The sequence below is a fragment of the Mesorhizobium sp. M1406 genome (assembly GCF_040317555.1).
In the GTDB taxonomy this organism is placed as follows: Bacteria; Pseudomonadota; Alphaproteobacteria; order Rhizobiales; family Rhizobiaceae; genus Mesorhizobium.
The window spans coordinates 1-24,885 of sequence record NZ_JAMYKW010000012.1 but is presented as its reverse complement, the minus strand read 5'-3'; the positions used below and the strand labels follow the sequence as shown (position 1 = coordinate 24,885).

Annotated in this window: 23 protein-coding genes; 9 read left to right on the top strand and 14 right to left on the bottom strand. The window is 63.0% G+C overall.

Annotation, left to right across the window (positions count from 1 at the left end; translation table 11 throughout):
- Positions 1-2: 2 nt before the first annotated feature.
- The 6 genes from NKH03_RS12970 to nanR form a co-directional block, all read right to left on the bottom strand.
- A complete protein-coding gene (locus NKH03_RS12970; RefSeq protein WP_352968660.1) occupies positions 3-1,067 on the bottom strand; it encodes an ABC transporter permease in 1,065 nt (354 codons plus the stop codon).
- Positions 1,060-2,616 (bottom strand): sugar ABC transporter ATP-binding protein, encoded by a 1,557-nt coding sequence (locus NKH03_RS12965; protein ID WP_352968659.1) that lies wholly within the window; start codon positions 2,614-2,616, stop codon positions 1,060-1,062. Before NKH03_RS12965 ends, NKH03_RS12970 begins: the two co-directional genes overlap by 8 nt.
- Entirely contained in the window at positions 2,613-3,257 is a 645-nt protein-coding gene (locus NKH03_RS12960; RefSeq protein WP_352968658.1) for a DUF2291 family protein, read from the bottom strand. Before NKH03_RS12960 ends, NKH03_RS12965 begins: the two co-directional genes overlap by 4 nt.
- A gap of 96 nt (positions 3,258-3,353) precedes the next feature.
- Positions 3,354-4,295: a D-ribose ABC transporter substrate-binding protein gene (locus NKH03_RS12955; RefSeq protein WP_352866833.1), complete on the bottom strand. Its 942-nt coding sequence runs from the start codon at positions 4,293-4,295 to the stop codon at positions 3,354-3,356.
- Positions 4,296-4,578: 283 nt separating this feature from the next.
- The gene (locus NKH03_RS12950) at positions 4,579-5,406 is read right to left on the bottom strand and encodes a phosphogluconate dehydrogenase C-terminal domain-containing protein (protein WP_352866836.1); all 828 of its coding nucleotides are present in this window, start codon (positions 5,404-5,406) and stop codon (positions 4,579-4,581) included.
- 345 nt (positions 5,407-5,751) lie between these two features.
- Positions 5,752-6,453 (bottom strand): transcriptional regulator NanR, encoded by a 702-nt coding sequence (gene nanR, locus NKH03_RS12945; protein ID WP_352968740.1) that lies wholly within the window; start codon positions 6,451-6,453, stop codon positions 5,752-5,754.
- Positions 6,454-6,649: 196 nt separating this feature from the next.
- Between nanR and NKH03_RS12940 the strand changes: the two genes are divergently transcribed.
- The 7 genes from NKH03_RS12940 to NKH03_RS12910 all read left to right on the top strand — a co-directional run bounded on the left by NKH03_RS12940 (position 6,650) and on the right by NKH03_RS12910 (position 15,480).
- Positions 6,650-8,248 carry an ABC transporter substrate-binding protein gene (locus NKH03_RS12940; RefSeq protein WP_352968657.1) on the top strand — a complete coding sequence of 533 codons (1,599 nt, stop codon included), beginning with the start codon at positions 6,650-6,652 and terminating at the stop codon, positions 8,246-8,248.
- 94 nt (positions 8,249-8,342) lie between these two features.
- Positions 8,343-9,299 carry an ABC transporter permease gene (locus NKH03_RS12935; RefSeq protein ID WP_352968656.1) on the top strand — a complete coding sequence of 319 codons (957 nt, stop codon included), beginning with the start codon at positions 8,343-8,345 and terminating at the stop codon, positions 9,297-9,299.
- The gene (gene opp4C, locus NKH03_RS12930) at positions 9,292-10,200 is read left to right on the top strand and encodes an oligopeptide ABC transporter permease (protein WP_352866846.1); all 909 of its coding nucleotides are present in this window, start codon (positions 9,292-9,294) and stop codon (positions 10,198-10,200) included. The genes NKH03_RS12935 and opp4C overlap by 8 nt, the downstream gene beginning before the upstream one ends.
- On the top strand, positions 10,197-12,272 hold the full coding sequence (locus NKH03_RS12925) for a dipeptide ABC transporter ATP-binding protein (protein WP_352968655.1): 2,076 nt from the start codon (positions 10,197-10,199) through the stop codon (positions 12,270-12,272). The genes opp4C and NKH03_RS12925 overlap by 4 nt, the downstream gene beginning before the upstream one ends.
- A gap of 29 nt (positions 12,273-12,301) precedes the next feature.
- On the top strand, positions 12,302-13,198 hold the full coding sequence (locus NKH03_RS12920; RefSeq protein WP_352968654.1) for a dihydrodipicolinate synthase family protein: 897 nt from the start codon (positions 12,302-12,304) through the stop codon (positions 13,196-13,198).
- A gap of 204 nt (positions 13,199-13,402) precedes the next feature.
- Positions 13,403-13,798 (top strand): DUF3024 domain-containing protein, encoded by a 396-nt coding sequence (locus NKH03_RS12915; protein ID WP_352875674.1) that lies wholly within the window; start codon positions 13,403-13,405, stop codon positions 13,796-13,798.
- Positions 13,795-15,480, top strand: a complete 1,686-nt coding sequence (locus tag NKH03_RS12910; protein ID WP_352968653.1) for an SWIM zinc finger family protein — start codon at positions 13,795-13,797, stop codon at positions 15,478-15,480. Before NKH03_RS12915 ends, NKH03_RS12910 begins: the two co-directional genes overlap by 4 nt.
- A gap of 150 nt (positions 15,481-15,630) precedes the next feature.
- On the opposite strand, the gene NKH03_RS12905 is transcribed toward NKH03_RS12910, so the two are convergent.
- The 8 genes from NKH03_RS12905 to NKH03_RS12870 all read right to left on the bottom strand — a co-directional run bounded on the left by NKH03_RS12905 (position 15,631) and on the right by NKH03_RS12870 (position 22,943).
- Positions 15,631-16,086 (bottom strand): MaoC/PaaZ C-terminal domain-containing protein, encoded by a 456-nt coding sequence (locus tag NKH03_RS12905; protein WP_352866911.1) that lies wholly within the window; start codon positions 16,084-16,086, stop codon positions 15,631-15,633.
- Entirely contained in the window at positions 16,083-17,156 is a 1,074-nt protein-coding gene (locus tag NKH03_RS12900) for a Gfo/Idh/MocA family protein (protein WP_352968652.1), read from the bottom strand. The genes NKH03_RS12905 and NKH03_RS12900 overlap by 4 nt, the downstream gene beginning before the upstream one ends.
- Positions 17,149-17,478: an L-rhamnose mutarotase gene (locus NKH03_RS12895; protein ID WP_352968651.1), complete on the bottom strand. Its 330-nt coding sequence runs from the start codon at positions 17,476-17,478 to the stop codon at positions 17,149-17,151. The genes NKH03_RS12900 and NKH03_RS12895 overlap by 8 nt, the downstream gene beginning before the upstream one ends.
- Positions 17,479-17,487: 9 nt before the next feature.
- A complete protein-coding gene (locus NKH03_RS12890; protein ID WP_352968650.1) occupies positions 17,488-18,600 on the bottom strand; it encodes a mandelate racemase/muconate lactonizing enzyme family protein in 1,113 nt (370 codons plus the stop codon).
- A 5-nt stretch (positions 18,601-18,605) separates the two neighbouring features.
- Positions 18,606-19,703 (bottom strand): ABC transporter ATP-binding protein, encoded by a 1,098-nt coding sequence (locus NKH03_RS12885; protein WP_352968649.1) that lies wholly within the window; start codon positions 19,701-19,703, stop codon positions 18,606-18,608.
- A 4-nt stretch (positions 19,704-19,707) separates the two neighbouring features.
- Positions 19,708-20,574: a carbohydrate ABC transporter permease gene (locus NKH03_RS12880; RefSeq protein ID WP_352968648.1), complete on the bottom strand. Its 867-nt coding sequence runs from the start codon at positions 20,572-20,574 to the stop codon at positions 19,708-19,710.
- Between the two features lie 2 nt (positions 20,575-20,576).
- Entirely contained in the window at positions 20,577-21,473 is an 897-nt protein-coding gene (locus NKH03_RS12875) for a carbohydrate ABC transporter permease (RefSeq protein WP_352968647.1), read from the bottom strand.
- Between the two features lie 150 nt (positions 21,474-21,623).
- The gene (locus tag NKH03_RS12870) at positions 21,624-22,943 is read right to left on the bottom strand and encodes an ABC transporter substrate-binding protein (protein ID WP_352968646.1); all 1,320 of its coding nucleotides are present in this window, start codon (positions 22,941-22,943) and stop codon (positions 21,624-21,626) included.
- Between the two features lie 169 nt (positions 22,944-23,112).
- On the opposite strand from NKH03_RS12870, the gene NKH03_RS12865 reads away from it, so the two are divergent.
- Both NKH03_RS12865 and NKH03_RS12860 read left to right on the top strand, forming a co-directional pair.
- Positions 23,113-23,898, top strand: a complete 786-nt coding sequence (locus NKH03_RS12865; RefSeq protein ID WP_352875665.1) for an IclR family transcriptional regulator — start codon at positions 23,113-23,115, stop codon at positions 23,896-23,898.
- 66 nt (positions 23,899-23,964) lie between these two features.
- On the top strand, positions 23,965-24,804 hold the full coding sequence (locus tag NKH03_RS12860) for an amidohydrolase family protein (protein ID WP_352968645.1): 840 nt from the start codon (positions 23,965-23,967) through the stop codon (positions 24,802-24,804).
- The last annotated feature ends 81 nt before the right edge of the window (positions 24,805-24,885 follow it).

The following is a 24,885-nucleotide window of genomic DNA, read 5'->3' as shown; positions in this document are numbered from 1 at the left end:
GCTCAGCCCGCCTTTGCCATCTGCATCAGCGTTACCCGGCTCTGCAGCCGTCGCTGCGCCTGGTCGACGACGACGGCGATGATGATGACGAGACCCTTGATCACCATCTGCCAGAACGAACTCACACCCATCATCACCAATCCGTCCGAAAGAATGCCGATGACGAAGGCGCCGACGATGGTGCCGCCGATCGTGCCGCGGCCGCCCGACATCGAGGTGCCGCCGAGCACCGCCGCCGCGATGGCGTTGAGCTCGAAGCTTTCGCCTGTCGCCGGATGCGAGGCCATCAGCTCGGACGAGATGATGAGGCCGACGATCGCCGCGCAGAAACCCGAGAACATGTAGACGAACATCTTCACCATGTTGACACGGACGCCCGAAATCCGCGACGCCCGCTCGTTGCCGCCGACGGCGAAGATATGGCGGCCGAGCGGCGTGTACTTGGCGAGATAAGCGGCTCCCAGTGCAACGACGATCAGGATCCAGATCGCCACCGGCAGGCCAAGCAACCGGCCGGCACCGAGGAAACCGAAGCCGGTGGTGCCCAGTTCCGGCTTGCCGATGAGGTTTGGGAAGGTGCGGCCGTCGGACGACAAGAGCGCCAGGCCGCGCGCGACATAGAGAACGCCCAGCGTGGCGATGAATGGCGCGACGTTCAGCCTGGTGATCAGCAGCCCGTTGACGGCGCCGATCAATATGCCGACGGCAAGCGTGATCAGCGCGATCTCGAAGACGTTGAAATAGATGGTGTAGCCGATCTGCAAGTCGATGCCGTTGAGCACGAGATAGCCGGCCACCATACCGCACAGGCCGACGATCGAGCCGACCGAAAGGTCGATGCCGCCGGTGATGATGACGAAGGTCATGCCCATCGCCAGGAACGCGTTCAGCGCCACGTGTTTCGACATCAGGATCAAATTGGCGGTCGACAGGAAATTCGGCGCCGCGATCGAGAAGAAGATCAGGACGGCGATGAGCGCGATGAAGGTCCTGAGCTTCATCAACGTCAACAGCACGGAGCCGCTGGAAGCGGAGGGAGCGGCCACCTTGGCTGGTATGTCAGTCATGGGCGGTGCTCTCCGTGTGTGGGGCCGGTCCATGGCCAAGCGCCGACGCGGCGACGAGTACCGCCTCCGTCGCCTCGGCGCGATCGAACATGCCGGTCAGTTTTCCGTTGCTCATCACCGCGATGCGGTCGGACAGCGCCATCACCTCATCGAGATCCGAAGTGGCGAACAAAATCCCCAATCCGTCGCGGGACAGTTTGCGCATGGTGCGGAAGACGTCTGCCTTGGCGCCGACATCGATGCCTCGGCTGGGCTCGTCCATCAAGAGCACCTTGGGTCCGGTGAGCAGCGCCTTGCCGATCACCACTTTCTGCTGGTTGCCGCCAGACAGCGACGAAACTTCCTGCGCCGGGTCGGCGACCTTGATCGCCAGTTCCCGCACCATCTGTGTCACCGCCTGCCTTTCGTCGGCGCCACGGATATGGAACAGGCGGGCAAATCGCGACAGGCTGGCCAGCGTCAGGTTGCTTGCGACCGAGAGGATCGACACCAGCCCTTCGCGCTGGCGATCCTCGGGGATCAGCGCAAGCCCGCGCCGGATGCGCCGCGTCGTGTCGCGCTCCCTGACCTGTTTGCCGCCAATGAAGATCTCGCCCGTCGAATGGCCGTGGCGGCCCATGATGCAGTCGAACAGTTCGCTGCGGCCGGCGCCCATCAGCCCGTAGATGCCGAGGATCTCGCCGGCACGCAGTGATAGCGAGACATGGTCGACGGCAAGCCCGCCCGTCGCGCGCGGCAGGCAGATCTCCTCGGCGCGGAAGATCTCCTCGCCCGGAAGATGGCCGTCGGCCTTGGCGAAGTCCTTGGCGTCGGAGCCGATCATCTGGCGAACGATCCACTGTGTGTCGACGTTCTTCATCTCTTCCTGGCCGGTGATGCGGCCGTCGCGCAGCACGGTGATGTAGTCGCCGATGTGGATCAGCTCCTCGAGCCGGTGCGAGATGTAGACGATGGCGACACCGCGCGCCTTGAGGTCGGCGATCACCTTGAACAGGATCTCGACCTCCGCAGCACTCAGCGCCGAGGTCGGTTCGTCCATGATCAGGATGCGTGCATCGAGAGAAACCGCCTTGGCGATCTCGACCAACTGCTGCTGGCCGATGCGCAGATCCTCGACCAGCATGTCGGGCCGTATACCGGCTTGCAGGCGTTCTAGAAATTCCGCCGCGCGGTTTTCTTGTTCCTTGCGGTCGATCTTGCCGAACCGGTTGGTGATTTCGCGGGTGGCGAAAATGTTCTCGGCGACGCTCATATTGCCGAACAAGTTGAGTTCCTGGAACACCATGCCGATGCCGCGGTTCACCGCATCGCCGGACGACGAGAAGGACACCTCTTCGCCCTCCAGCAGAATACGGCCGACTGTCGGTCGTTCGACACCGGCGATGATCTTCATCAACGTCGATTTGCCGGCACCGTTTTCGCCGACCAGCACGTTGACCGCTCCCCTGCGCACCTCGAAATTGGCGCGCTTGACCGCAACGGTGCCGGAATAGACCTTGGAGACGTCCTCCAGCTTCAGGATGATGTCGCGCTCCGAGGCCGCGCTCATGGCTTCGGCCCGATCTCTGCCTCCGCCGGCGTCACCAGCGGCAGGTCCTGGCCACTGCCCGGCGTATAGGCGCCCAGCACCTTGGCGCCGCGGCCCTCCAGCGCTTCGCGCGGCAGCTTGGATAGCACCGTCTTGTCGGCGTAGCTGTTGAACGCCTTGCCGAACTGGGCGAAGTCGATCTGGTTGGTGAAGTCGTTGAACTGGATGAAGTCCAGGCTGTCGCGTAACGCGGTACCGCGCACCGCCGGTCCGATCTGCATCCGCGCGTCGGCTTTGCCGTCGCCGTCGACATCGATGTCGACCGTCGCCGCACGCGACTGCGTGTTCGCCGCGACGATCTTGCCTTCCAGGCGAACCGCGAACGTCCACGGCGCGTTCGCCTGTTTGTTCGGATTGCCGTATTTGGCGCCGGCCGCCGCGGCATCGGTAGTCGCCAGGGTGTGAACCTCTGGAAATGGTCCGGCTTTCTGCCGGAGGTAGGGCACGACCTTTGCCGCCCATATCTCTTCGACCGTCTTGTCCGGATTGAAGCCGGGGGCATTGCCGCCGTCTGCCGATTTCGTCGGCAGGATCTTGCAGGCGGTCAGGCTGATGCCGACCATCACGGCAAGGGTCGGCCAGTTCGGCTTGGTGTTCAGCATGGTGGCCTGTTGTTCAGCATGGTGGTGGTTGGCCCACGGAAAATGGCGGCGAGGGGCGAACCGAAATTCGCCCCTCGCTATTCAAATCACGCTGGCTCAGTTGGTCAGCGCGAAGGTTTCCAGCTTGGCGGCATTGTCGCCATTGACCAGAACGCAGTCCATCAGCTGCTTTTCCTTTGCCGGCGACTTCTTGTTCTTGATGAAGTCGTTGGCCTGCTCGACCGCCATCTGCGCCTGCGCGAAGGCCGGCTGCAGCACGGTTGCCTTGATGCCGCCGGAGGTGATGGAGTCACGCACGTCGTTCGATCCGTCGAAGCCGACGACGATGACATCCTTGCGGTTCGCCGCGGCAAGTGCCGCATAGGCGCCCATCGCCATCGTATCGTTGCCGGAGATGACGCCCTTGATGTCGGGGTTGGCCTGAAGGATCGATTCCATCTTGGAATAGGCTTCCGTCTGGCTCCAGTTGGCCGACTGCTGGGCGACCATCTTCAGGTCCGGATAGTCGTCGATGACGTCGTGATAACCTTTGGAGCGAATGCCGGCATTGGTGTCCGATTCCTTGCCGACCAGTTCGACGAAATTGCCCTTCTCGCCCATCAGCTTGACGAACTCCTGCGCGCCGAGTTGGGCGCCCTGGTAGTTGTTGGAGACGATCTGCGCCACGGCGACGCCGGTGGCGTTGATCTCGCGGTCGATCAGGAAGGACGGGATCCCGGCGTCCTTGGCCTTCTGCACGGCGGCGACCGTGGCGTCGGCGCCGGCATTGTCGAGGATGATCGCCTTGGCGCCGCGGCCGATCGCGGTGTCGATCAGCTGGGACTGCTTGTTGGCGTCATCGTCATGGACCAGCACGAGGGCCTCGTAGCCGAGTTCCTTGGCCTTGGCTTCGGCACCGACGGCTTCCGCCTTGAAGAACGGATTGTCGTGCGAGGGCGTGATGATGGCGATGAGATCCGCCGCGTAGGCGGGAACTGCCGTGCCAAGCGCCAGCATGCCGGCGAAAGCCGCAAGCGTCATTCTGCGTGTGAGTTTCATGAAGTCCTCCCGTTTGAAAAATTATCTTGGTCAACCAAGGCCTCTGTCGGCATCCGAATTCGTCAGGCAGCGCGGGCGGCGGATCGCTTTCGGGCTAAAGAGCCGTTTGCCGGCTTCCCCTCCACGGATCGTTGCTCCCTAGCCATCCTCCACTCGCCAGGCTTCGTACTCCCTGCGAAACCTTGTCGATCTAAGCCATTAACAGCTAAGCTAACTGGTATGATGAGTCAATCACTAATTCAGGTGATATGTACCTGATGAGCGGCAAAAACTGAACGCTCTTTCAGGTGATGCGCTGAATGCTGGCGGCGATCTCTTCCGGCTCGAACACGCGTTTCCAGTCGTCACGCATCAGCACCGGCTTGCCGAATTCGATCGCCTTGTTGCAGGCGTCCGAGAAAACGCCCTTGGTCTCGCCGAAGATGACGGCACCGAGCACGTTCATATGGCCGAGCAGGAAGTCGAGCGCCGCCTGCTTGTCGACGCCGCGTGCCACGACCTCGTCGACGGCCTCCTTCATGACCACCAGCAGCGAGGCGCACACGGTCTCCGAGAGGCCGGGCTCCAGCAGCGCCATCTGTTCGACGGTGACGCGATGCGAGCGCATGACCGGCGCCCAGATGATTTTCGCGATCGCCTCGCCCTTGGCGTAATCCTCTTCCGGTCCCTGCATCAAGGCGCTGACCATATGCTGCTTGGCCTTGACGCCGCCGAAATAATCCTTCTTGGCCGCCATGTCGGTCTCGTCATTGAAGATCGGCGGATGGCAGGGGTGGGTGACGAAATAGGTGAGGTCCGGCCGGTTCGGCAGGTGACCGGCGAAAGGTGCCGCCGCGTCGAGCACCACCACCATCGTGCCCGGCGCCAGCTTGCTCTCGATGCTGGCCGCCACTTTGCCGATATGCGTGTCCGGAACGGCCAGGATCACGACATCGGCGCCCTTGAGCGCCTCGTCGGTGCTGACCGTATCGAAACCCAGTCCGGTTTTCAGCCGTTCGCGGCCGGCATCGCTGACCTCGACATGGCGTATCGTGTAGGGCGATCCGCGAAAATTGGTCGAAAGGCGGTAGCCCATTTTTCCGCCGGCACCGAACAGCGCAATCGTTGTCATCTGGTCACTACTCCTGATCTCGGCCGACGGTATCGCCCGTCGTCAACTTATCAACTGGTATAATCACACTACCATGTCTTGGCAATCCGATAACGGTGAATGGCGCAGGTATGACTGCCGATCTCTCGTGACTGCCGCATCCGCGGCGCGCTTGTGGCTCGGTCGGCTCTCACCTGTGCGGATCGTGTACCCACGGCGAGCAATCGCTGGGTCTCTTGCGCGCAGCCCTGACGCGGTTACGGGAGGAAGGATTGAGCCAGCGGCCGAAGTTGGTCGATCAGGGCAACGGGCTCGTTGGCCCAGCGGTCAAGTACGGACGCTAGCCGAGGGTGAAGGCGGCCGAGCCTAATCCAGTTTCGCCTGGCCCGAGTTGAACTTGCGGCGGGCGTTTTCCAGATGTTCGCGCATCGCTCGGCCGGCCGCTTCCGGATCGTGCCGCTCGATGGCTTCAAACACGTTTTTGTGACCGGCAAAGCTCCGGCGGTTTTCCACCTCGGTGTTGGCCATGTGGATGCGCTGGTTGATCAGCCATTCCACCAGCGCTTCATGCGCGGCCAGGAAGATCGGGTTGCCGGGAATTGCGGTCAGCACCCGGTGAAACGCCACATCGGTGACGGCGAAGGCGCGGGCGCGCGGGATGGCGCGCTCGTTCTCGGCAAGTGCCGCCGCAAGCGCATCGACCTGTTCGCGCGTCGCCACCTCGGCGGCATGGCGCGCGGTCGAGACTTCGAGGAACAGTCGCAATTGCTCGAAATGGCCGATGCCGTCGGGCTGGTCCATCAACAGATGCGCCGTCCCGGTCAACTGCTCCAGCATGTTCTTCGGCGTCGGCCGCGTCACCTTTGGCCGCTCGCCGCTGTTGATGCGCACTAGCCCCATCTTCTCCAGCGCAAACAGCGCTTCGCGCACCGAGGGACGGCCGACATCGAACATCGACATCAGGTCGCGCTCGGACGGCAGCGAGGCGCCGACCGGATAGACCTCGTCGCGGATCATCTCCTCCAGGCGGAAGCGGACTTCATCGGATAATTTTTTTCGAATCGGCATATTGTGCATGGTCTACCTTTTAAGCTATTAGACCAGTCGCCGCAAGCGAGGACTTGCGGAACCGAAGGGTTGGAGGGTGCCGCCGCCGGCCGATGGCGCGGCGGTCGGCGCGACAGGCGAGGCTTGGCGCGCAAATTGGCCTGGAGCAGGGTATGGCCCGATTTCGGCCGGCGAAAAACAACGGGAGGAAAATTCCATGAGACGACTGCTGATGAGCCTTGTGCCGGCGCTGGCGCTGATGTTTGCCGCGGTGATCGCCAAGGCCGAGGGCGGCACGTTCCGTTCCGCCATGCGCACCGGCTGCATCGAGATGGGAACGCTGCATACCACGTGCGGCCACCGGCTCGACGAGACCGTGCTGCAGGGACTGGTCCACATCAAATGGACGGGCGATGGCGTGCAGCCGATGCTGGCCGAAAGCTGGAAGACGCCCGATGGCGGCAAGACCTATATCCTCAGCCTGCGCCACGGCGTCAAATGGCATGACGGAACGCCCTTCACCGCCAAGGACGTGGTGTTCAGCCTCAACCTCTATGCCAATCCCAAGGTTGGCTCGCCTTGGGCGCAGAAGCTCGGCGCGGTGGCCGGGTACAAGGCTTTCCAGGATAGCTCGGCCTCCTCGCTTGCCGGGGTCAAGGCGCTTGACGACACGACCGTCCAGATCGAACTCGACAGCGCCAAGCCGCTCTGGGTCGAGTTGCAGCTTATCGCCATCAGCATCTTTCCCGAACACATCCTCGGCAAGGTCGCGCCCGGCGACATCAAGGGCAACGCTTTCTGGGTCAACCGCGTCGGCACCGGCCCGTTCGTCTGGAAGAAATACGAGAGCGACCAGTATGTCGAGGTCGACCGCAATCCCGACTATTTCCTCGGCGCGCCGAAACTCGAGCGCATCATCTACCAGATATACAAGGACGTGCCGCCAATCATCGCCGCGCTCGAGACGCAGGAGGTTGACGCCATGTCCTTTGAGGGCGGTGGCGTGCCGATCTCCGAGCTCGCCCGGCTGCAGAAGCTCGACTATCTGACGGTACTGCCGAAATTCTCCGCCGGCCTGCCGACCTACCTGCAGTTCAACCTGGAGAACAAGCGCCTCGCCGATGTCAGGGTGCGCCAGGCAATGCTTTATGCCATCGACCGCAAGGCCATCATCGAGACGGTCAAGCAGGGCGCCGGCGAACTTTCGAACACGCTCTTTCCGCAAGACTGGGCGCGCGCCAAGGACCTTGAGCCCTACGACTACAATCCCGACAAGGCCAAGCAATTGCTCACCGAAGCGGGCTGGGACGGCAGCCAGCCGGTCGATTTCATCTACTACTATTCCGACCAGATGAACGTCGACACCGTCACCGCCATCCAGAGCTATCTGGCCGCGGTCGGCGTCAGCATCCAGCCGCGCCTGCTCGATCCGGCGGCGATCAACCAGACCTATGCCGACGGCAGCTTCCAGATGGGCTTTTTCGCCAATGGCATGGGGCTTGACCCCTCGCTCGGTTCGCCGGTGGTCGTCTGCGGCGCCAAGCCACTCAGCTTGGGTTACTGCAATCCCAAGGTCGACGAACTGTTCAACAAGGGGCTGGAATCGGCCGACCGAGCCGTGCGTGCCGAAAGTTACCAGGAAGCCTCACGCATCCTCAACAAGGAACTGCCCAAGGCCTGGCTGTGGAACGAGGTGCGGCCGCTGGCTTTCAACAACCGCATCGTCGGCCTTGCCCGGCATTTCAAGGAGCAGCCGCTCGTGATCTTCAACCACCCGGTCTACAACGAAGTCGAGAAGTGGGAAATGGCCAAATAGGCTGCTGCGTAGACGCCCTCATCAGTTGGTCATCAGGCACTGGAACCTCATGACCAACCGCCTCAACAGCCGCCTTCAGCAATAGGAGAGGCCGGTGCTCAGCTATCTCCTGCGCAAATTGCTGCTCAGCATCCCGGTGCTGTTCGGCGTCACGGTGATCGTCTTCGCTATCGCGCACGCAATGCCGGGCGATGCCGTGCTGGCGATGATCACGGCGGAGGCGCCATCGAGCGAGGCGCTGATCGCGATGCGACGCGGCGAGCTCGGCCTTGACCAGCCGCTTTACGTCCAATACCTCAACTGGATTGGACAGATCCTGCACGGCAATCTCGGCCGCTCCTTCGTCAACGGTCGCGGCGTCGGCGAGATCATCGGCGAGCGCCTGCCGATGACGCTGGAACTGATGGCTGTGGCACTGCTCGTCGCCTTCCTCATCGGCACCACGCTGGGTGTGATCTCGGCGCTCAGGCAATACAAACTGACCGACTATTCGCTGACGCTGGGCGGCTTTGTCGGCGTCTCGATTCCGGATTTCTTCATGGGGCTGCTGCTCGTCTACGTCTTTGCGCTTGAATTGCGCTGGCTGCCGTCGTCGGGCATTTCGACGGCGGGCGACAGCTTCTCGCTCCTCGACAATCTCAGGCACCTGGTCCTGCCGGCGGCAGCACTCGCCTTGTTCCGCGCCGCAATCTTCATGCGCTACGCCCGCGCCGGCATGCTCGAAGTGCTGAACCGGGACTATATGCGCACCGCCAAGGCCAAGGGCCTGCGGCCAAGCACGATCACGCTGCGCCACGGTCTGCGCAACGCGTTGATCCCGCTGGTCACTGTCTTCGGCCTCACTTTGCCGACGCTGTTCGGCGGCTCGGTGGTGATCGAGACCATCTTCCAATGGCCGGGCATCGGCCTGATGTTTATCGATGCGGTGGTCAACAGGGATAGCCCGGTCATCATGGGCTATGTGCTTATCACCGCCGTCATCGTCATGCTCGCCAACCTTGCGACCGACCTTGCCTACAGCGTGCTCGACCCCAGGGTGAGCTATGACTGAAGTCACCGCCGCCGACATGACGATTGCCTCCGGCACCTCGCGCGGGCTGTGGGCCGAGGCGGCGCGCCGTTTCCTCAACCACCGTCTGGCGACGCTCGGACTGATCATGCTTGCCGTCATCGTGCTCGCCTGCGTGCTGGCACCGCTGATCGCGCACTACGGCCCCAACGACATCGACCTGCGCGGCCGCAACCAGCCGCCGGGCGGCATCCATTGGATGGGCACCGACGGTACCGGCCGCGATATCTTTGCTCGCATCCTCTATGGCGGCCGCATCTCGCTGACGGTCGGCTTCGTCGCCGTCGCGATCTCAGCGGCAATAGGCATCTTCATCGGCTGCGTTGCCGGCTATTTCGGCGGCAAGGTCGACCTGTTGCTGATGGGCCTGATCGACATGGTGCTGACCTTCCCCCGCCTCGTCATCATCATCGCCTTCGTCGCAGTGGTCGGCCCCAGTATCTTCAATACGATGGTGGTGATCGGCCTGCTCAGCTGGCCGTCCATCGCCCGGCTGACGCGCGGCGAAATCCTGGCGCTGCGCAACCAGGAATTCGTCCTCGCCGCGCGCTCGCTCGGCACCTCGCCGTCGGTCATCATCCTCGAACACATCCTGCCCAATGTGCTCGGCCCCATCCTGGTGGCGATCACGCTCGACGTCGCCACCGTCATCCTGCTCGAAGCCTCGCTGTCCTTCCTCGGCCTCGGTGCGCAAGCGCCGGCGGCCAGCTGGGGCAACATGCTGCGCGATGCCCGCACACTGTCGATCCTGGAGAGCCAGCCCTGGATGTGGATCCCGCCCGGCGCGATGATCGCGATGGCCGTGCTCAGCATCAACTTCGTCGGCGACGGTCTGCGTGACGCGCTCGACCCGCAGCACATCATGGGCGGGGGCGCCAAATGACGGGCACCGACACACTTGACGTTGGCAGGGCAGCAAAGGGGATCGGACAGCAAGCCGTGCTTTCCGTGCAAGGGCTTAGCGTCGAGTTCGGTCCCAAAGGCAATTCCGTCTATGCCGTCAACGACGTCTCCTTCGAGCTTGCCGAAGGCGAGTCGCTGGCGATCGTCGGCGAGAGCGGCTCCGGCAAGTCGGTCACCGTGCAGACCCTGATGGGGCTGATCCGCAAGCCGCCCGGCCGCGTCACCCAAGGTCGCGCGCTGTTTCGTGGCCGCGATCTTCTGGCCATGCCCGACAGCGAGCTGCGCCAGATCCGCGGCCGCGACATCGCGATGATCTTCCAGGACCCGATGTCGTCTCTGAACCCGGTGCTGACCATCGGCCTGCAACTGACCGAGGCGTTGCGCGAACATCAGGGGTTGAATGAGGCCGAGGCGGAGCGCCAGGCGCTCGACATGCTGGCGCTGGTCGGCATCGCCAACGGGCCGCAACGCATGCGCGCCTTTCCGCACCAGTTCTCCGGCGGGCAATTGCAGCGCATCGGCATCGCCATGGCGCTGGTCTGCAAGCCGTCGATCCTGATCGCCGACGAGCCGACCACGGCCCTCGATGTCACCATCCAGGCACAGATCGTCGAGCTGGTCGTGCGCCTGCAAAAACAGCTCGGCATGGCGATCATCTGGATCAGCCATGACCTCAGCCTGGTCGCCGGTTTCGTCGACCGCGTCGCGGTGATGTATGCGGGCTCGATCGTCGAATGCGCGCCGGTCGATGAGCTGTTTTCGGCGACGACGCATCCCTACACGATCGGCCTGTTGAATTCGATTCCGTCGCTGACGGCGGCAAACACCAGGCTGGTGCCGATCAAGGGCGCGCCACCCAACGTCACGCTGCCGCCGACCTTCTGTGCCTTCGCGCCGCGCTGCGATCATGCCGAGGCGCGCTGCCGTGAACAGAAGCCGCCGCTGGAAGCGGTTAGCGCCGGCCATGCCACGGCTTGCTGGCGCTGGCGGCAGGTGGCGCGATTGCAGCGTGCGCCGGCAGCCGCACCAGGCGCGGCTCCGGCAGCGGCGCCCAGGCAAGAACCGCTGCTTGTCGTTTCCGATCTCAAGGTGCATTTCCCCATCCGGCGCGGTTTTCTCAGGCGGCAGGTCGGCGCGGTGCATGCGGTCGATGGCGTCAGCTTCGAGGTGCTGCGCGGCGAAACGCTGGCGCTGGTCGGTGAAAGCGGCTGCGGCAAGTCGACGACCGGCCGCGCCGTGCTGGGTCTCGAGCGTCCGAGCGCCGGCAGCATCGTCTTCGAGGGCAGGGACTATGCCGGCGCGACAGGCGAACAGCTCAAGCAGCGCCGCTGCGATATGCAGATGATTTTCCAGAACCCTTTCGGCTCGCTCAATCCACGCATGACCGTCGGGCGCATCATCGGCGAGGGGCTGCGCGCGCAGAAGATCGGCACCCGGGTGACGCGCGACGCCCGCGTCAGTGAATTGCTGGCGCTGGTTGGCTTGCGGGAAATACTGCGCAACCGCTACCCGTTCGAGCTCTCCGGCGGCCAGCGCCAGCGCGTCGGCATTGCCCGCGCGCTGGCGGCTAATCCGAAGTTCATCATCGCCGACGAGCCGATCTCGGCCCTCGACGTCTCCATCCAGGCGCAGATCGTCAATCTGCTCGATGACCTCAAGGCGCGCCTCGGCCTGACCTATCTGTTCATCGGCCATGACCTGTCGATGATCCGCTATCTCAGCGACCGCGTCGCGGTGATGTATCTGGGCCGGATCGTCGAGATCGGCACCACGGCAGTGGTGTTCGGCAGCCCGCTGCATCCCTATACAAGAGCGCTGCTGTCCGCGATCCCGGTGCCGGACCCCAAAGCCGGCGGCACACGCCGGCGTATCGTGCTGGGCGGCGGCGTGCCCGATCCGTCAAAGCCGCCGGCCGGCTGCCATTTCCATCCGCGCTGTCCCCTGGCGAGCGACATCTGCACCAAGATGGAGCCGCAGGTGCGCGATTTCGGCTCGCCCATCTCCGGGCAGCATCTCGTCGCCTGCCATCATGCAGGCGAGGCCACCCAATGACTCTCCTGGAAAGACCGAGGATCCCCCAAATGACCAAGGAATTGGCGGGCATGTATGCCGCCTTGATGACCGGACTGAGCGATGCCGGCGAGTTCGATCCGCAGCGCCAGCGCAACATCACCGACTATGTCCTGCGCCAAGGCCTGACCGGGCTTTATGTCGGCGGCAGCAGCGGCGAATCCGGCCTGCTGACCGTGGATGAATTGCTGGCCCAGCAAGAAGTGGTCTTCGCCGGTGCCGCAAGCGCCGGCACCAGGCTGATCGCCCATGTAGGCATGCCGAACCTGCGCGATTCCATCCGCCTGGCGCGGCGGGCGCAAAAGCTTGGCTATCACGCACTGTCGGCGCTGCCGCCGCATTCCTATCCATTCTCCGACGAGGAGATCTTTGGCTACTACCAGGCGCTGGCGGCGGCGACGGACCTGCCGCTGATCGTCTACGAAATTCCTTTGCGCACCGGCCGGCCGCTGCCGCTCAACCTGCTGGTCCGGCTGCTCGATCTACGCAATGTCATCGGCATCAAATACACCTCCACCGACCTGTTCAAATATTCGCTGCTGCGCAAGCGGCAGCCGCAAAAGCTGTTCTACTACGGCTTCGACGAGATCTATGCCGCCGCCGGCATGCTCGGCACCGATGGCGGCATCGGCACCACCTACAATCTGCTCGGCCGGCTGTACGTAGCAGTAGATCAGGCGATCCGCGTCGGCGATTTGGCACGGGCGAAAGTGCTGCAGATGGTGTCGCAGGACTTCGTCGAGGTGCTGCTGGAAACCGGCGTCCTGCCGGGCATGAAAGCGGCCTTCCGCGTCATTGGCGTCGATTGCGGAGCGACCCGCGCGCCGATGGCACTGGCCGTCGCCGATGCCGAGGACCGGATGCGCGCGGTTCTCGCCCGCCCGGCGGTGAAAGAGTGGCTGGCGTGAGCGGTCGCGGCTGAAAGACCCGCGGCCGCCGAATGGCAGAAGCCATATTGCGCTTGCCATCGGGCGGTTCCCGCAAATCCGGAGGCGTTTTGCGTTCGAAAGGATTGCCTCACCGCATCGGTCGATTATCATGAACGGCGATAGCCAAATGGCTAAGGGCTGCTCCGCAGCGCTCTTGGCGTCAGAGGGCGCGGAAAGATTGCGATGGCGAAGCTGGATACGCGACGGGTGTGGGTCAAAGAGCTTTCATCTGGCGAGAAGCTGGCCATCGCCGCCGACTGCGAGCGTTTCATCGCCGATGTTCTGAAGCCACGGTTCATCCACGGCCGGCCGAATCGGCTCGACCATCCGCTAGACATTTTCGGCAAGTGGCGAGGAAGCAAATACGGTTTCTCCGCGCGCTATCGTTCGGATGACGGTGAAGAATTCAACGCTCCCTTCGCCCGGCTCGACCATGTGGAGGAGCATCTCGCCGAGACCCGGTTCGACCTCATGTGGCACAGGCACACCGGAGCATGGTGGCGGCTGCATGCGACCGTTGCGTTGGACGAGGCCCTGCGTCTCATCTCGGCTGACTCGAGGCTCCAGCCGCCACTATGAACCGCAAGAACAGTCGACCCCGTTTTGATGTCGACGCCCTGCGCGACCTTGTCGGCAGCAAGGTATTCTCGCGCGGCGAGGCCTACTGGCGTGACGGGCTGGTGCAACTGCTGACCGTCGAGCCGAAGCGCGTGCTGGCGCAGGTTGCCGGCACGGAGGACTATCGCGTTGAGCTGATGGGGCGTGCAGAGTCGGTCGACGGCACGTGTTCCTGCCGCGCCTTCGGGGATTGGGGCTATTGCAAGCATTTGGTGGCAACAGCGCTGGCGGCAAATGCGATGGGCGGCGACACGGAAGCGCAAAGCATCGATGTGTTCGCGCGTATACGCGAACATCTGGAAGGCAAGGACAAGGTGGAGCTTGTCGATATGATCATGGATGTCGTCGAGCGCGATCCTATCCTGTTGCGTAGGCTGGAAATGACCACGCTGGCTACACAAGATGGCGACGAGGCGACCATCGAGGCGCGCCTCGGCAAAATGATCGACGAAGCAACCGCCACGAAGGGTTTCATAGGTTACCGCGAGGCGCCCGACTGGGCCCAAGGCGTGGACGAGGCGCTCGATGTGATCGCCTCGGTCTCGAGCAAGCATGCGGGCGTCGTTATGCGGCTCGCTATGCGAGCTATCGATCGGATCGAGGGCGCCATTGAGGACATGGACGATTCCGACGGCCGTTGCGCCCCACTTCTCGACCGGGCATGCGAAATTCACTGCAACGCTGCCTTGGAGGCGACTTGCGAACCCTTGTCCCTGGCGCGTGACCTGTTCGCACGCGAGATGAACGGTGACTACGACACCTTTGCTGGCGCGGCTGGGCGCTATGGCGATATCCTCGGCGAGGAAGGATTGGCCGAATACCGCCGCCTTGCCACCGAGGCCTGGAATGAACTGCCCGCGACCGCCGGCAAGAATCGGATAAGTCACGTACTGTCCGGCGACCATTTCAGGCTGCGGGAAATCCTCGACTTCTTTGCTGAACGCGACGGTGACGTCGAGTCGCGCATCGCGCTTCGCGCCAAACACCTGTCCTCTCAGCAAGCCTATCTGCAAATCGCCAAATTCTGCCTCTCGCAAGGTCGCGTGGAGGAGGCTCTGCGCTGGGCCGAGGATGGCCTGTGGATGTTCGAGGACGATCGGCCCGACGAGCGGCTCGTTTTCTTTGCAGTCGACCTGCTGACCGCAGCCGGTCGCGATGCGGACGCTGAAGCGCATCTGTGGCGCGCATTCGAGAAGGCGCCGGGCCTGGACCTGTATCAACGGCTGTGCAAGTCGGGTGGCAAGGAGGCGCGCGATCTCGCAATCGAGCGCCTCCAATCCAGACTGGCGAGCGAGAAGCCATCCGCTTGGCATTATCCGGCCGATCTGCTCATCAGCATCCTGATTGAGGAGAAGCAGTTTGATTTGGCGTTGGCGAACGCGCGCGCGCATGGCGCTTCCGAGGGGCTGAAGGAAAAGCTCGCCAAGGCCAGTGAAGCCACGCATCCGCGCGAGGCGCTGGAGATCTATGCGGAACGCGTCAACCAACTGGCCCAGTTTGGCGGTAACGGCGCCTATGCCGAAGCGGCGGCCCTGATCGGCCGTATGGCCGGTCTGCGCGGCGCGTCCGAACATGCCGCGTATCTGGCGGATGTGAAGGCCCGCTTCGGCCGCAAGCGCAATTTCATGAAACTGTTGGCCTGACATGCGGCGCGCGGTGGCCGTTATCGGCTCCGTTGCGAAGCCGCTTTGGAACGAGGTGCCGCGCGCTTCAGCGAGTTCCGGCGCGCTCGGATCGAGGTCTGGCACGAATGCAGCGATCTGGATCTGGCGCTCTGGCTTGATTCGAGAGTCTCAGTCCCGCGCGGGCCTGCGTTCGACGATGTAGATGTGGTCGGCGGCGAGCACCACTTCGCCGCGCTGGTTGATCACCTCGCAGCGCTCGATCACCCGTCCTGAATCTGGCCGCTTCGGATCATCTTCCTTGGCCGCGATGGTGGTGCGCGTGCGGATCGTGTCGCCGATGAACACCGGCTTGATGAAGCGCAGCCGGTCATAGCCGTATGAAAAGGCGACAGGGTTGACGATGGTTGCCGTCAGCCCGATGCCGACCGAGAACACGAGCGTGCCGTGGGCGATGCGCTGGCCGAACGGCGTCGTCTTCATGAACTCCGCGTCCATGTGGTGCGGGAAGAAATCGCCGGTGTGGCCGGCATGCACGACAAAGTCAGTCTCGGTGATGGTGCGGCCGCTGGTAAGGCGGGACGAGCCGATCTCATAGTCCTCGAAATACTGGATCTGTTCCATCAGGGCCTTTCCGCGATCGGCGTCGCCGGTGCCGCATTCGACTGATACGCGGCCTCGACCAGCGCCATCGTGCTCCAGGCATCCTCGACCGGGCTGATCAGCGTTGCGTCCTCGCCCGCTGCATAGCGCTGGACGTTGGCCATGCGGCCGACGAAGGCGTCGGGGAACCATGCTCCGGCCAATGGCACCGCGACCCAATCCGTTCCGCCTTTCGGGTAGATCTCCAGCACTTCCGGTTCGCCGCGCGGATAGTCGAGGTTGAGGCCAAGCTTGAGATAGGCCGCGCCCTCGGTGCCGCAGATGCGGAACTCGGAGGCTTGGTGCCGGCGACCGAACTTGTGATCGTGGTTGATCGACAGCGCGCAGCGCACGGTGTCGCCATAGTCGAGAATGGCGCTGGTGCGCGTCTGCGCCACCGCATGGTTGGGGTGGCCGAGCGTCTTGGCGTGCACGCCGCGCGGGTCGCCGAGCAGTTGCCGGATCAGGTCGAGATAGTGGATCGAGTGCATGGCGATCTCGACGCGCGGTGCCTTGAGCAGGAACTCCCACAGCTCCCACGGTGTCGCCAGCGCCAGCCAGGCATCGAAGTCGACGATCTCGCCGAGCCAGCCCTTGGCGATGGCATCCTTCAGCGCCAGCATCATCGGTGCGAAGCGCCCCTGGAAATTCACTGCGGCCTGCAGCTTCTTGGAGCGGCAGATCTCGAGGATTGCGGTTGCCTCGGCAAGGTTGCCGCCCATCGGTTTCTGGATCAGCGCGACAGTGCCGTCAGGTAATGCTTTCAGCACATCGGCATGGCGGGTGGGCGGCGTCGCGAGGTCGAAGATCGCACCCTCGACGGCGGCCGCTTCCTCAAGTGTGAAGGCCGTCACGCCCCATTGGCTGGCAAGCTTTTCCGCCTTGGCGTGATCGGGATCGTAAAGCCCGGCGACCGGGAAGCCGGCTTTACGGTAGGCGGGGAAATGCGCGTCACCGACGATCGACCCGGCGCCGAAAGTGACGATCGGCCGGGGCTTCGAGGGCTTGGGCCAGGATTGGACGAGCGAGGCAGGGTCGAAACCGCTTTCAGTCATGATGGAAGACCTCGTCCATCTCAGCCCACCATTCGCCTTCCTTGCGCGTCGCCAGCGGTTCCTGGCAAGGCATGCAGACCGCCCACCATTCTTGTGTCCTGGGGTCGGCAGCCATCTTGGCCATGTCGGCGGCGTAGTCGGTGCCATGATACTCGAAGGTGCTGAACAACAGGTTCTCCGGCCGCTTCAGGTAGATCGAATAGTTCTTGATATTGCAGGCCGAGATCATGGTCAGCACGTCGGGCCAGACGGCGGCGTGCAGGCGGACATACTCCTCGACTTTTTCCGGCTTCAGCCCCAGAACCATCCCCATCCGCTGCATGCCCGTCTCCTATTTCGTGATCGCCGTGGTGAATTCGGCGATGCTCATGGCCTTGACCGCGTCCCAGTCCCAGTCGATGCCGATGCCCGGCTCGTCGGGCGCCAGTGCCTGGCCATCTTCGATGCGCATGTGCTTGCCGGTCAACTGGTCGAGCTGCGGAATGTACTCGACATATCTGCCGTTCTGAACAGCGCAGGTCAGGCTGACATGCAGTTCCATCAGGAAATGCGGGCAGACCGGAATGTCGAAGGCCTCCGCCGCGTGCGCAATCTTGAGCCAGGGCGTGATGCCGCCGATGCGGCCGACATCGACCTGCACGATCGAACAGGCGCCTTTCTGCATATATTCGCGGAAATGGCGGATGGAATAGAGCGACTCTCCGATGGCGATCGGCGTCGGCGTCGAGTTCGACAGCCGCACATGCCCATCAATGTCGTCGGCCGGCAGCGGCTCCTCGATCCAGGCGAGGTCGAGTTCGCGCAGCCTCGCCGCTCGCCGGATCGCCTCGTCGATCGAGAAACCCTGATTGGCGTCGGTCATGAGCTCGTAGCCATCGCCGACCGCCTTGCGCACCGCCGAAAGGCGGGCAAGATCCTCCGAACCGTGCGGCCTGCCGATCTTCACCTTCGAACCGCGAAATCCCTTGGCCTTGGCGGCCAACGCGTCGTCGACCAACGCCTGTGTCTCGATGTGCAGCCAGCCGCCTTCGGTCGTGTAGAGCGGGCAGCGGTCCTTGGCGCCGCCAGCAAGTTTCCATAGCGGCAGGTTCTGCTTCTTGGCCCGCAGATCCCAAAGCGCGGTATCGATCGCGGCGATGGCGATGGCCGTGATCGCCCCGATGGTGGTGGCATGCGTGGCGAATTCGAGATCGTGCCAGATCGCCTCGATCATGTCAGGGTCGCGGCCGATCAGGCGTGGCACCAGATGGTCGGAGAGGAGCCGCATCACCGACGAGCCGCCGGTGCCGATCGTGTAGCTGTAGCCGGTACCGACCGCGCCGTCGGAATCGGTGATGGTGACGATCGGCGTTTCCTGGCTGACGAAGCTCTGGATCGCGTCGGTGCGCTTGACCTTGGGCACAAGGTCCACCATCCGCAGTTCGACTCTCTCGATTCTGGCCATGCCGATCAGCTCCGCAATGTCTTTCCGGTCTCGGTGGCAAACAGATGCGCCTGCGACATGTCGAGGCTCATGGCGACCCGCTCGCCCGGCCTCAATGGCCTCGGGTTCAGCATGCGCGAAACCCAGTCGGTGCCGTTGAATTCGACGAACACCAGCGTCTCGTTGCCGAGCGGTTCGGTGACCGTGATCGGCAGTTCGATCTGGTGGACGTCGGCCGCACCCCCGGAGCTGATGCCGTGTCCGGTCGGATAGATGTCATCCGGCCGCAATCCGAACACGACCTTGTCGCCGGTCGCGACATTGGCCTTGAACTGACCGGGCAATGGCAATTTTTCGCCGCTGGCGAAAACCATCTGGCCGTCATCGATCGTCGCCTCGTGCAGGTTCATCGGCGGTGAGCCGATGAAGCCGGCGACGAAGCGCGTCGCCGGACGCCGGAACACTTCGTCGGGCGTGCCGACCTGTTCGATATGGCCGTCTCGCATGATGACGATGCGGTCGGCGAGCGTCATCGCCTCGACCTGATCATGGGTGACGTAGATCACCGTCGACTGCACCTTGGCATGCAGTTTCTTGATCTCGGTGCGCATCTGCGTCCGAAGCTTGGCATCAAGATTGGAAAGTGGCTCATCGAACAGGAACACATCGGGGTCGCGCACGATGGCGCGGCCCATGGCGACGCGCTGGCGCTGGCCACCCGACAATTGCGATGGGCGTCGGTCGAGCAGCGTGTCGAGGCCGAGGATGGCAGAGGCCTCGGCGACGCGGCGCTCCATGTCTTCCTTGGCCGCATTCGCGATCTTCAGGGAGAAGCCGAGATTCTCGCGCACCGTCATGTGCGGATAGAGCGCGTAGGACTGGAACACCATCGAGATGTTGCGCGAGCGCGGCGGCAGATCGTTGACGACGCGCCCGCCGATCTCGATCGAGCCGGCGCTGATCTCTTCCAGTCCGGCGATCATGCGCAGCGTCGTCGATTTGCCGCAGCCGGATGGGCCGACCAGCGCGATGAATTCGCGGTCGGCGATATCGAGATCGATGCCGTGCACGATCCCGATATTGCCGTAGCGCTTGGTCAGCTTGGTGAGGGTAACGGTTGCCATTGGATCAGCCTTTCACCGCGCCGGAGGTCAGGCCGCCGACAAGGTGTTTCTGGACGATGTAGGTGAGGGTGAGCGCCGGAATGATCATCACCACGGCCAGCGCGCACATGCCGCGCCAGTCGATGGTGAACTCGGCGGTGTAATCGAGCAAGCCGACCGGCAGCGTCTTGGCGCTTACCGAGCGGGTCAGCTGCGAGGCCAGCGCGAACTCGTTCCAGCAGGTCAGGAAGGCGAAGATCGCGGCCGAAGCGATGCCCGGTCCGGCGAGCGGGAATTCGACCTGCCAGAAGGCTTGCCAGCGCGTACAGCCATCGATCTGCGCCGCCTCCGCGAGGTCTTTTGGCACCTGGCGGAAGAAGCCGTCGATCAGCCAGATGGTGAACGGCACGTTGAGCGCAACATAGGCTAGGATCAGCCCGAAATGCGTGTCGATGATGCCAAGCCGCACATAGAGGAAGAACAGCGGCAGCGACAGCGCGATGCCGGGAACCGTCCGGGTCAGCATCAGGCCGAGGAAGACGCTGGACTTGCCGCGGAAGCGGTAGCGCGCAAACGCATAGCCGCCGGCCATGCCGATGGCCACCGCAATCGCCGTTGAGGTCACCGAGATGGTCAGCGAGTTGCGGAAATATTCGATAACAGGGATGCCGCCCTTGCCGATGCCTGAGAACATCGCGACATAGGCATCGAATGAAATCTCCCGCGGGATCCACACTGGTGGCTTGGCCATGATCTCGACCGCCGGCCGCAGCGACGAGAGGACGATCCACATGCCAGGCAGACAGATGGTCAGCATCGCCAGGAACAGGCCGATGCGATAGATGATGCCCAACAGCCGGCGCTTGAGGCGGGCGGAAGAATTCTCGTCCATTCTCACCACTCAGCACCGATCTGCGTGCGCGCCGCGGCGAGCTTGTTGAAGAAATAGACGGTGAAGGCGATCGACAGCAGGATCGAGAAATAGGCCATGGCGTTGGCCATGCCCATGCGCCCGTCGCTGTAGGCGGTGCGCGCGACCAGCGTCCAAAGCAGTTCGGTGCGGCCCGCCGGTCCGCCATCGGTCATGATCTTGACGATGTCATAGGCACGCGCGACGTCGAGCGAACGGATGGTCATGGCGATGTAGGCGAAGGGCATGACGAACGGCCACGTCACATAGCGGAAAGTTTGCCACGGCGTGCAGCCGTCGACCCGCGCCGCCTCGATCGGCTCTTTGGGCATGGCGAGCAGCCCGGCGAGGATCAGGATGGCGAAGATCGCCGTCGACGACCAGATTTCGGCGATCGAAATGGCGATGAAGGCGAGATGGCCTTCGATCAGCCACGGTATGGCATCCCTGGTAATGCCGAGCGACTGCAGGGCATTGTTCACCAGACCGATATTGTCGTTGAACATGAATTTGAACTGGAAGCCGACGAGGATCGGCGAGAACATCATTGGGAACATCATCAGCGTGCGCAGGATACGCTGGCCGCGCGTTGCCTTTTCGACCAGCATCGCAAGGCCGAGGCCAAGCATCATTTCGAGATTGAGCGCGATGGTCAGCAGCAGCACCGTGCGGCCGAACGCCCACCAGAAATCGGTGTTGGACAGGATCGAGAGATAGTTCCTGAAGCCGATGAAGACGTAGAATGTTTCGGGCTTGATCAAGCGAAAAGGCGTGAAGCTGGAGTAGAGCGACAGAAGCAGCGGCACGACGACGACCGCCGCCAGTACGATGCCAGCCGGAAGCAGCAGCAGGAATGGCGCGGATGGCTTGAAGCCCTTCATCGGAATCCTTGAGGTGAACTGAAGTATCAACGGAGCCAAGAGCAACTAAGGATCACCATAGGTCGGCCAGCGCTCTTGCCCGGTAAAGGCGCGATCGCCTCCCCCATGCTGATGTCATGCTGATGGGGGAGGCAGCCTTGGGAGCCGTTACTAGAGCTTGCCTGCGTCCTGGAGGATTTGCGTCGCCTTGGCGGCGGCTTCATCCAGTGCCTGCTTGGACGTCTTGTCACCGAGAATCGCCGCCTGCAGCTCGGGATAGACGGCGTTGGAAATCTCGATCCACTCAGGCGTCTGCGGCACGGCAAAGGCGTGCTTGGCCTCTTCCTGGAAGGCGGTAAGAACCTCCTTCTTGTAGGGATCGCTTTCCGCCTGCTTCAGGTCCCAGTCCCAGACCGCGGTGCGGGTCGGCAGCGGGCCGGCGGCGGCCTCCAGCTTCTGGCTGTCCTCGTTGGTCAGCCACCACACCAGCGAAGCCGCAGCCTCCTTGTTGGGGCAGTTCTCGGTCACCGAGAAGCCATGGAAACCGGACCAGCCGGTGCGCTTGCCCGAGGAACCTTTCGGCGCGACCTTGACGCCGACATTGCCGGCGACCTTCGACGATTTCGGATCGTTGAAGAAGCCAGCCCAGCCCGGCCAGTCGAGGTTGATGGCGACGGTGCCCGAGGCAAAGCCCTGGCCGAGATCGTCCCAGAGGTAGTTGGTGGTTCCGGCAGGCACGGCCTTCGCCTTGTAGAGGTTGACGAACCAGTCGAGCGCCCGGATGCCGGCCTCGGAATTGAAGACCGGCTTGCCGTCCTTGTCGAGATATTCGCCACCTTCGGCGATAACCATCTCGTAGAAGCGGCCGTTGATGGCCTCTTCCTTGCCCGCGAACTGGGTGCCGTAGAAATTGGGCGGGTTGGCGAAGAACTCGGCCTGGTCGGTGACTTCCTTCCAGGTGTCCGGCGGCACCAGGTCATAGCCGTATTTCGCCTTGAACTTGGTCTTGTTGTCGGCGTTCTCGTAGAGGCTCTTCTGGTAGTAGAGCGCCGAAACGTCGAATTGCGCGCGCGGCAGCATCTCCAGCTTGCCGTCGATGGTTGCCGACGTGATCGTCGAGGGCACGAAGGCGTCGATCTCTTCCTTGGGCAGCAATTTGCCGAGGTCGGTGTAGAGGCTCGTGTATTGCGGCGCGAAGGACGAATGGTTCCAGCCGACGCACCAATTGGTGCTGCCCGAAGCGATGTCGGACTTGAGCTCCTTGTCGATGTCGAAGCCGTTCTTCTTGGTCAGGATGTTGACCTTGGCGCCGGTCGCCTTCTCCCATTCGGGAATGCGCTCGTAGAGTTTTTCATATTGCTGGCCGCCGATCAGCTTCACGTCGACAGTCACACCTTCGAATTTGCCGGGCAGATCGCCGGCAAGGGCAGCGCCTGCACTTAATGCAAGCATCAATGCGCCGGCGGACACGCCGGAAAGCAGTCTGTTCATTGGTATCCTCCCTTGGTGCCGCCTCGGCGGCGACCGCAACTCGTCTGATGACAAGAAGTGCTACATTCATATACAAACAAAACATTCACGGATACGTCAAGACGAAATTTGTTTCCGCCAGTCGTGTTCCTGCGTATATGAAGGGTGAAATTCACTGGAGGGACGAGCCATGGACGACGGCGAAGACGAGCGCTACCGCGCGCCGGCGCTCGACAAGGGGCTCGATATCCTCGAACTGCTGGCTGGCGTCGACGGTGGCCTGACGCAGGCCGAAATCGCCAAGAAGCTCGACCGCAGCCCCAACGAATTCTACCGCATGCTCGATCGGCTGGTGAGGCGCGGCTACGTCACCAGGCTCGACGGCGACCGCTATTCGCTGACGCTGAAGCTGTTCGGCCTAGCGCAATTGCACGCTCCGGTACGGCGGCTGGTTTCCTACGCTACGCCGCTGATGCGCGAGCTGGCCGAGACTTCGCAGCAGGCCAACCAACTCGTTGTTTTTGATCGCGGTTCCGCCGTGGTCATCGCCCAGCAGGAGGCACCGAACTACTGGGGGATTTCGATCCGGGTCGGCTCGCATATCAGCCTGTTCGACACCGGTTCGGGACATGTGCTGCTCGCCTTTCGTTCACCGGAAGAGCGTCGGATGATGATCTCGGAACACGTCCGCAGCACCGACAAGACGGCGCAGTCGGCCGAGTTCTTCACCCGGCTCGACCAGATCCGCGACCGCGGTTACGAGATGATGGCCTCGATGCAGACCGCCGGGGTCTTCAACCTGTCCGCTCCGGTGCGCAGTTCCGATGGCAAGGCGATCGCCGCGTTATCGATACCCTACATCACCGTGGTCAACGCGCCGTCGGCACCCGACATCACCCGGACGATCGAGCTGTTGCTGGCAACTTGTGAAAAGCTGTCGCACCTCGCCGGCTCTGCCGTCGGCTCATCGGTGTGAATTCTTATTTGAATGAAGAATTCCTCCGTGAGATGATCTGAAACAGCCACGAGGAGGAGCCCCGCCATGATCATCGACACCCATCTGCACCTCATCGATCGCTCAGCCTTGCGTTATCCCTGGCTGTCAGGCGTGCCGGCGCTCAACCGCGATTTCTCCTATCAGGAATATGCCGTGGAAGCGCGGCGCGTCGGCGTCGAGCGGGTGCTGCACATGGAGGTCGATGTCGATCCGGCCGACATCGAGGCCGAGACCGCTCGTGTCGAAGTTCTGTCACGACAACCTGGCAGCATGCTGGCCGGAGTGATCGCATCCTGCCGGCCCGAAGAGGCGGATTTTCCGGCCTATCTCGAACGGCAGCGAGCAAACTCGTTCGTGAAAGGCTTCCGCCGTGTTCTCCACGTCATGCCCGACGATCTCTCGGAAGGCGCGCTGTTTCGCGACAACATCAAGCGGCTTGGCGGCACCGGCCTGACCTTCGATCTCGTGGTGCTGCCGCACCAGATCCCGAAGGCGATCGCGCTGGCCGACCTGGCGCCCGATGTGACGTTTGTCCTCGACCATTGTGGCGTGCCCGACATCAAGGGCAATGGCGAGCATCCGTGGCGCGAGCACATGAGCGAGATCGCGCGGCGCCCGAATATCATGGCCAAGATTTCCGGTGTTGTTGCCTATGCCGACGCGGGCAGCTGGACGGCGGCAACGCTGCGTCCCTATGTCGAGCACACCATCAATTCATTCGGCTGGGATCGTGTCGTCTGGGGCAGCGACTGGCCGGTCTGCACGCTCGGCGGCGGCTTGTCGACCTGGGTGGCGGCGACCCATGCGCTGCTTGCCGGCTGCAGCATTGCGGAACGCGACGGGCTGTTGTCCGCGAATGCCCGCAAACTCTGGCGGCTCGACTAGTACCTGTGCACAGAGGATTCGACGGGTTGGATGGGTTGTAGCCGGGGCAGGCTATCGGGTTTGACGAGCAGTTCGATGCTG

Coding starts and splice junctions, on each gene's coding strand:
- NKH03_RS12965 (WP_352968659.1), bottom strand. CDS start 2,616: ATGAGCGCGGCCTCGGAGCGCGACATCATCCTGAAGCTGGAGGACGTC.
- NKH03_RS12860 (WP_352968645.1), top strand. CDS start 23,965: ATGATCATCGACACCCATCTGCACCTCATCGATCGCTCAGCCTTGCGT.
- NKH03_RS12955 (WP_352866833.1), bottom strand. CDS start 4,295: ATGAAACTCACACGCAGAATGACGCTTGCGGCTTTCGCCGGCATGCTG.
- NKH03_RS12895 (WP_352968651.1), bottom strand. CDS start 17,478: ATGCAGCGGATGGGGATGGTTCTGGGGCTGAAGCCGGAAAAAGTCGAG.
- NKH03_RS12875 (WP_352968647.1), bottom strand. CDS start 21,473: ATGAAGGGCTTCAAGCCATCCGCGCCATTCCTGCTGCTGCTTCCGGCT.
- NKH03_RS12915 (WP_352875674.1), top strand. CDS start 13,403: ATGGCGAAGCTGGATACGCGACGGGTGTGGGTCAAAGAGCTTTCATCT.
- NKH03_RS12910 (WP_352968653.1), top strand. CDS start 13,795: ATGAACCGCAAGAACAGTCGACCCCGTTTTGATGTCGACGCCCTGCGC.
- NKH03_RS12880 (WP_352968648.1), bottom strand. CDS start 20,574: ATGGACGAGAATTCTTCCGCCCGCCTCAAGCGCCGGCTGTTGGGCATC.
- NKH03_RS12920 (WP_352968654.1), top strand. CDS start 12,302: ATGACCAAGGAATTGGCGGGCATGTATGCCGCCTTGATGACCGGACTG.
- opp4C (WP_352866846.1), top strand. CDS start 9,292: ATGACTGAAGTCACCGCCGCCGACATGACGATTGCCTCCGGCACCTCG.
- NKH03_RS12925 (WP_352968655.1), top strand. CDS start 10,197: ATGACGGGCACCGACACACTTGACGTTGGCAGGGCAGCAAAGGGGATC.
- NKH03_RS12890 (WP_352968650.1), bottom strand. CDS start 18,600: ATGGCCAGAATCGAGAGAGTCGAACTGCGGATGGTGGACCTTGTGCCC.
- NKH03_RS12940 (WP_352968657.1), top strand. CDS start 6,650: ATGAGACGACTGCTGATGAGCCTTGTGCCGGCGCTGGCGCTGATGTTT.
- NKH03_RS12950 (WP_352866836.1), bottom strand. CDS start 5,406: ATGACAACGATTGCGCTGTTCGGTGCCGGCGGAAAAATGGGCTACCGC.
- NKH03_RS12960 (WP_352968658.1), bottom strand. CDS start 3,257: ATGCTGAACACCAAGCCGAACTGGCCGACCCTTGCCGTGATGGTCGGC.
- NKH03_RS12870 (WP_352968646.1), bottom strand. CDS start 22,943: ATGAACAGACTGCTTTCCGGCGTGTCCGCCGGCGCATTGATGCTTGCA.
- NKH03_RS12865 (WP_352875665.1), top strand. CDS start 23,113: ATGGACGACGGCGAAGACGAGCGCTACCGCGCGCCGGCGCTCGACAAG.
- nanR (WP_352968740.1), bottom strand. CDS start 6,453: ATGCCGATTCGAAAAAAATTATCCGATGAAGTCCGCTTCCGCCTGGAG.
- NKH03_RS12970 (WP_352968660.1), bottom strand. CDS start 1,067: ATGACTGACATACCAGCCAAGGTGGCCGCTCCCTCCGCTTCCAGCGGC.
- NKH03_RS12900 (WP_352968652.1), bottom strand. CDS start 17,156: ATGACTGAAAGCGGTTTCGACCCTGCCTCGCTCGTCCAATCCTGGCCC.
- NKH03_RS12885 (WP_352968649.1), bottom strand. CDS start 19,703: ATGGCAACCGTTACCCTCACCAAGCTGACCAAGCGCTACGGCAATATC.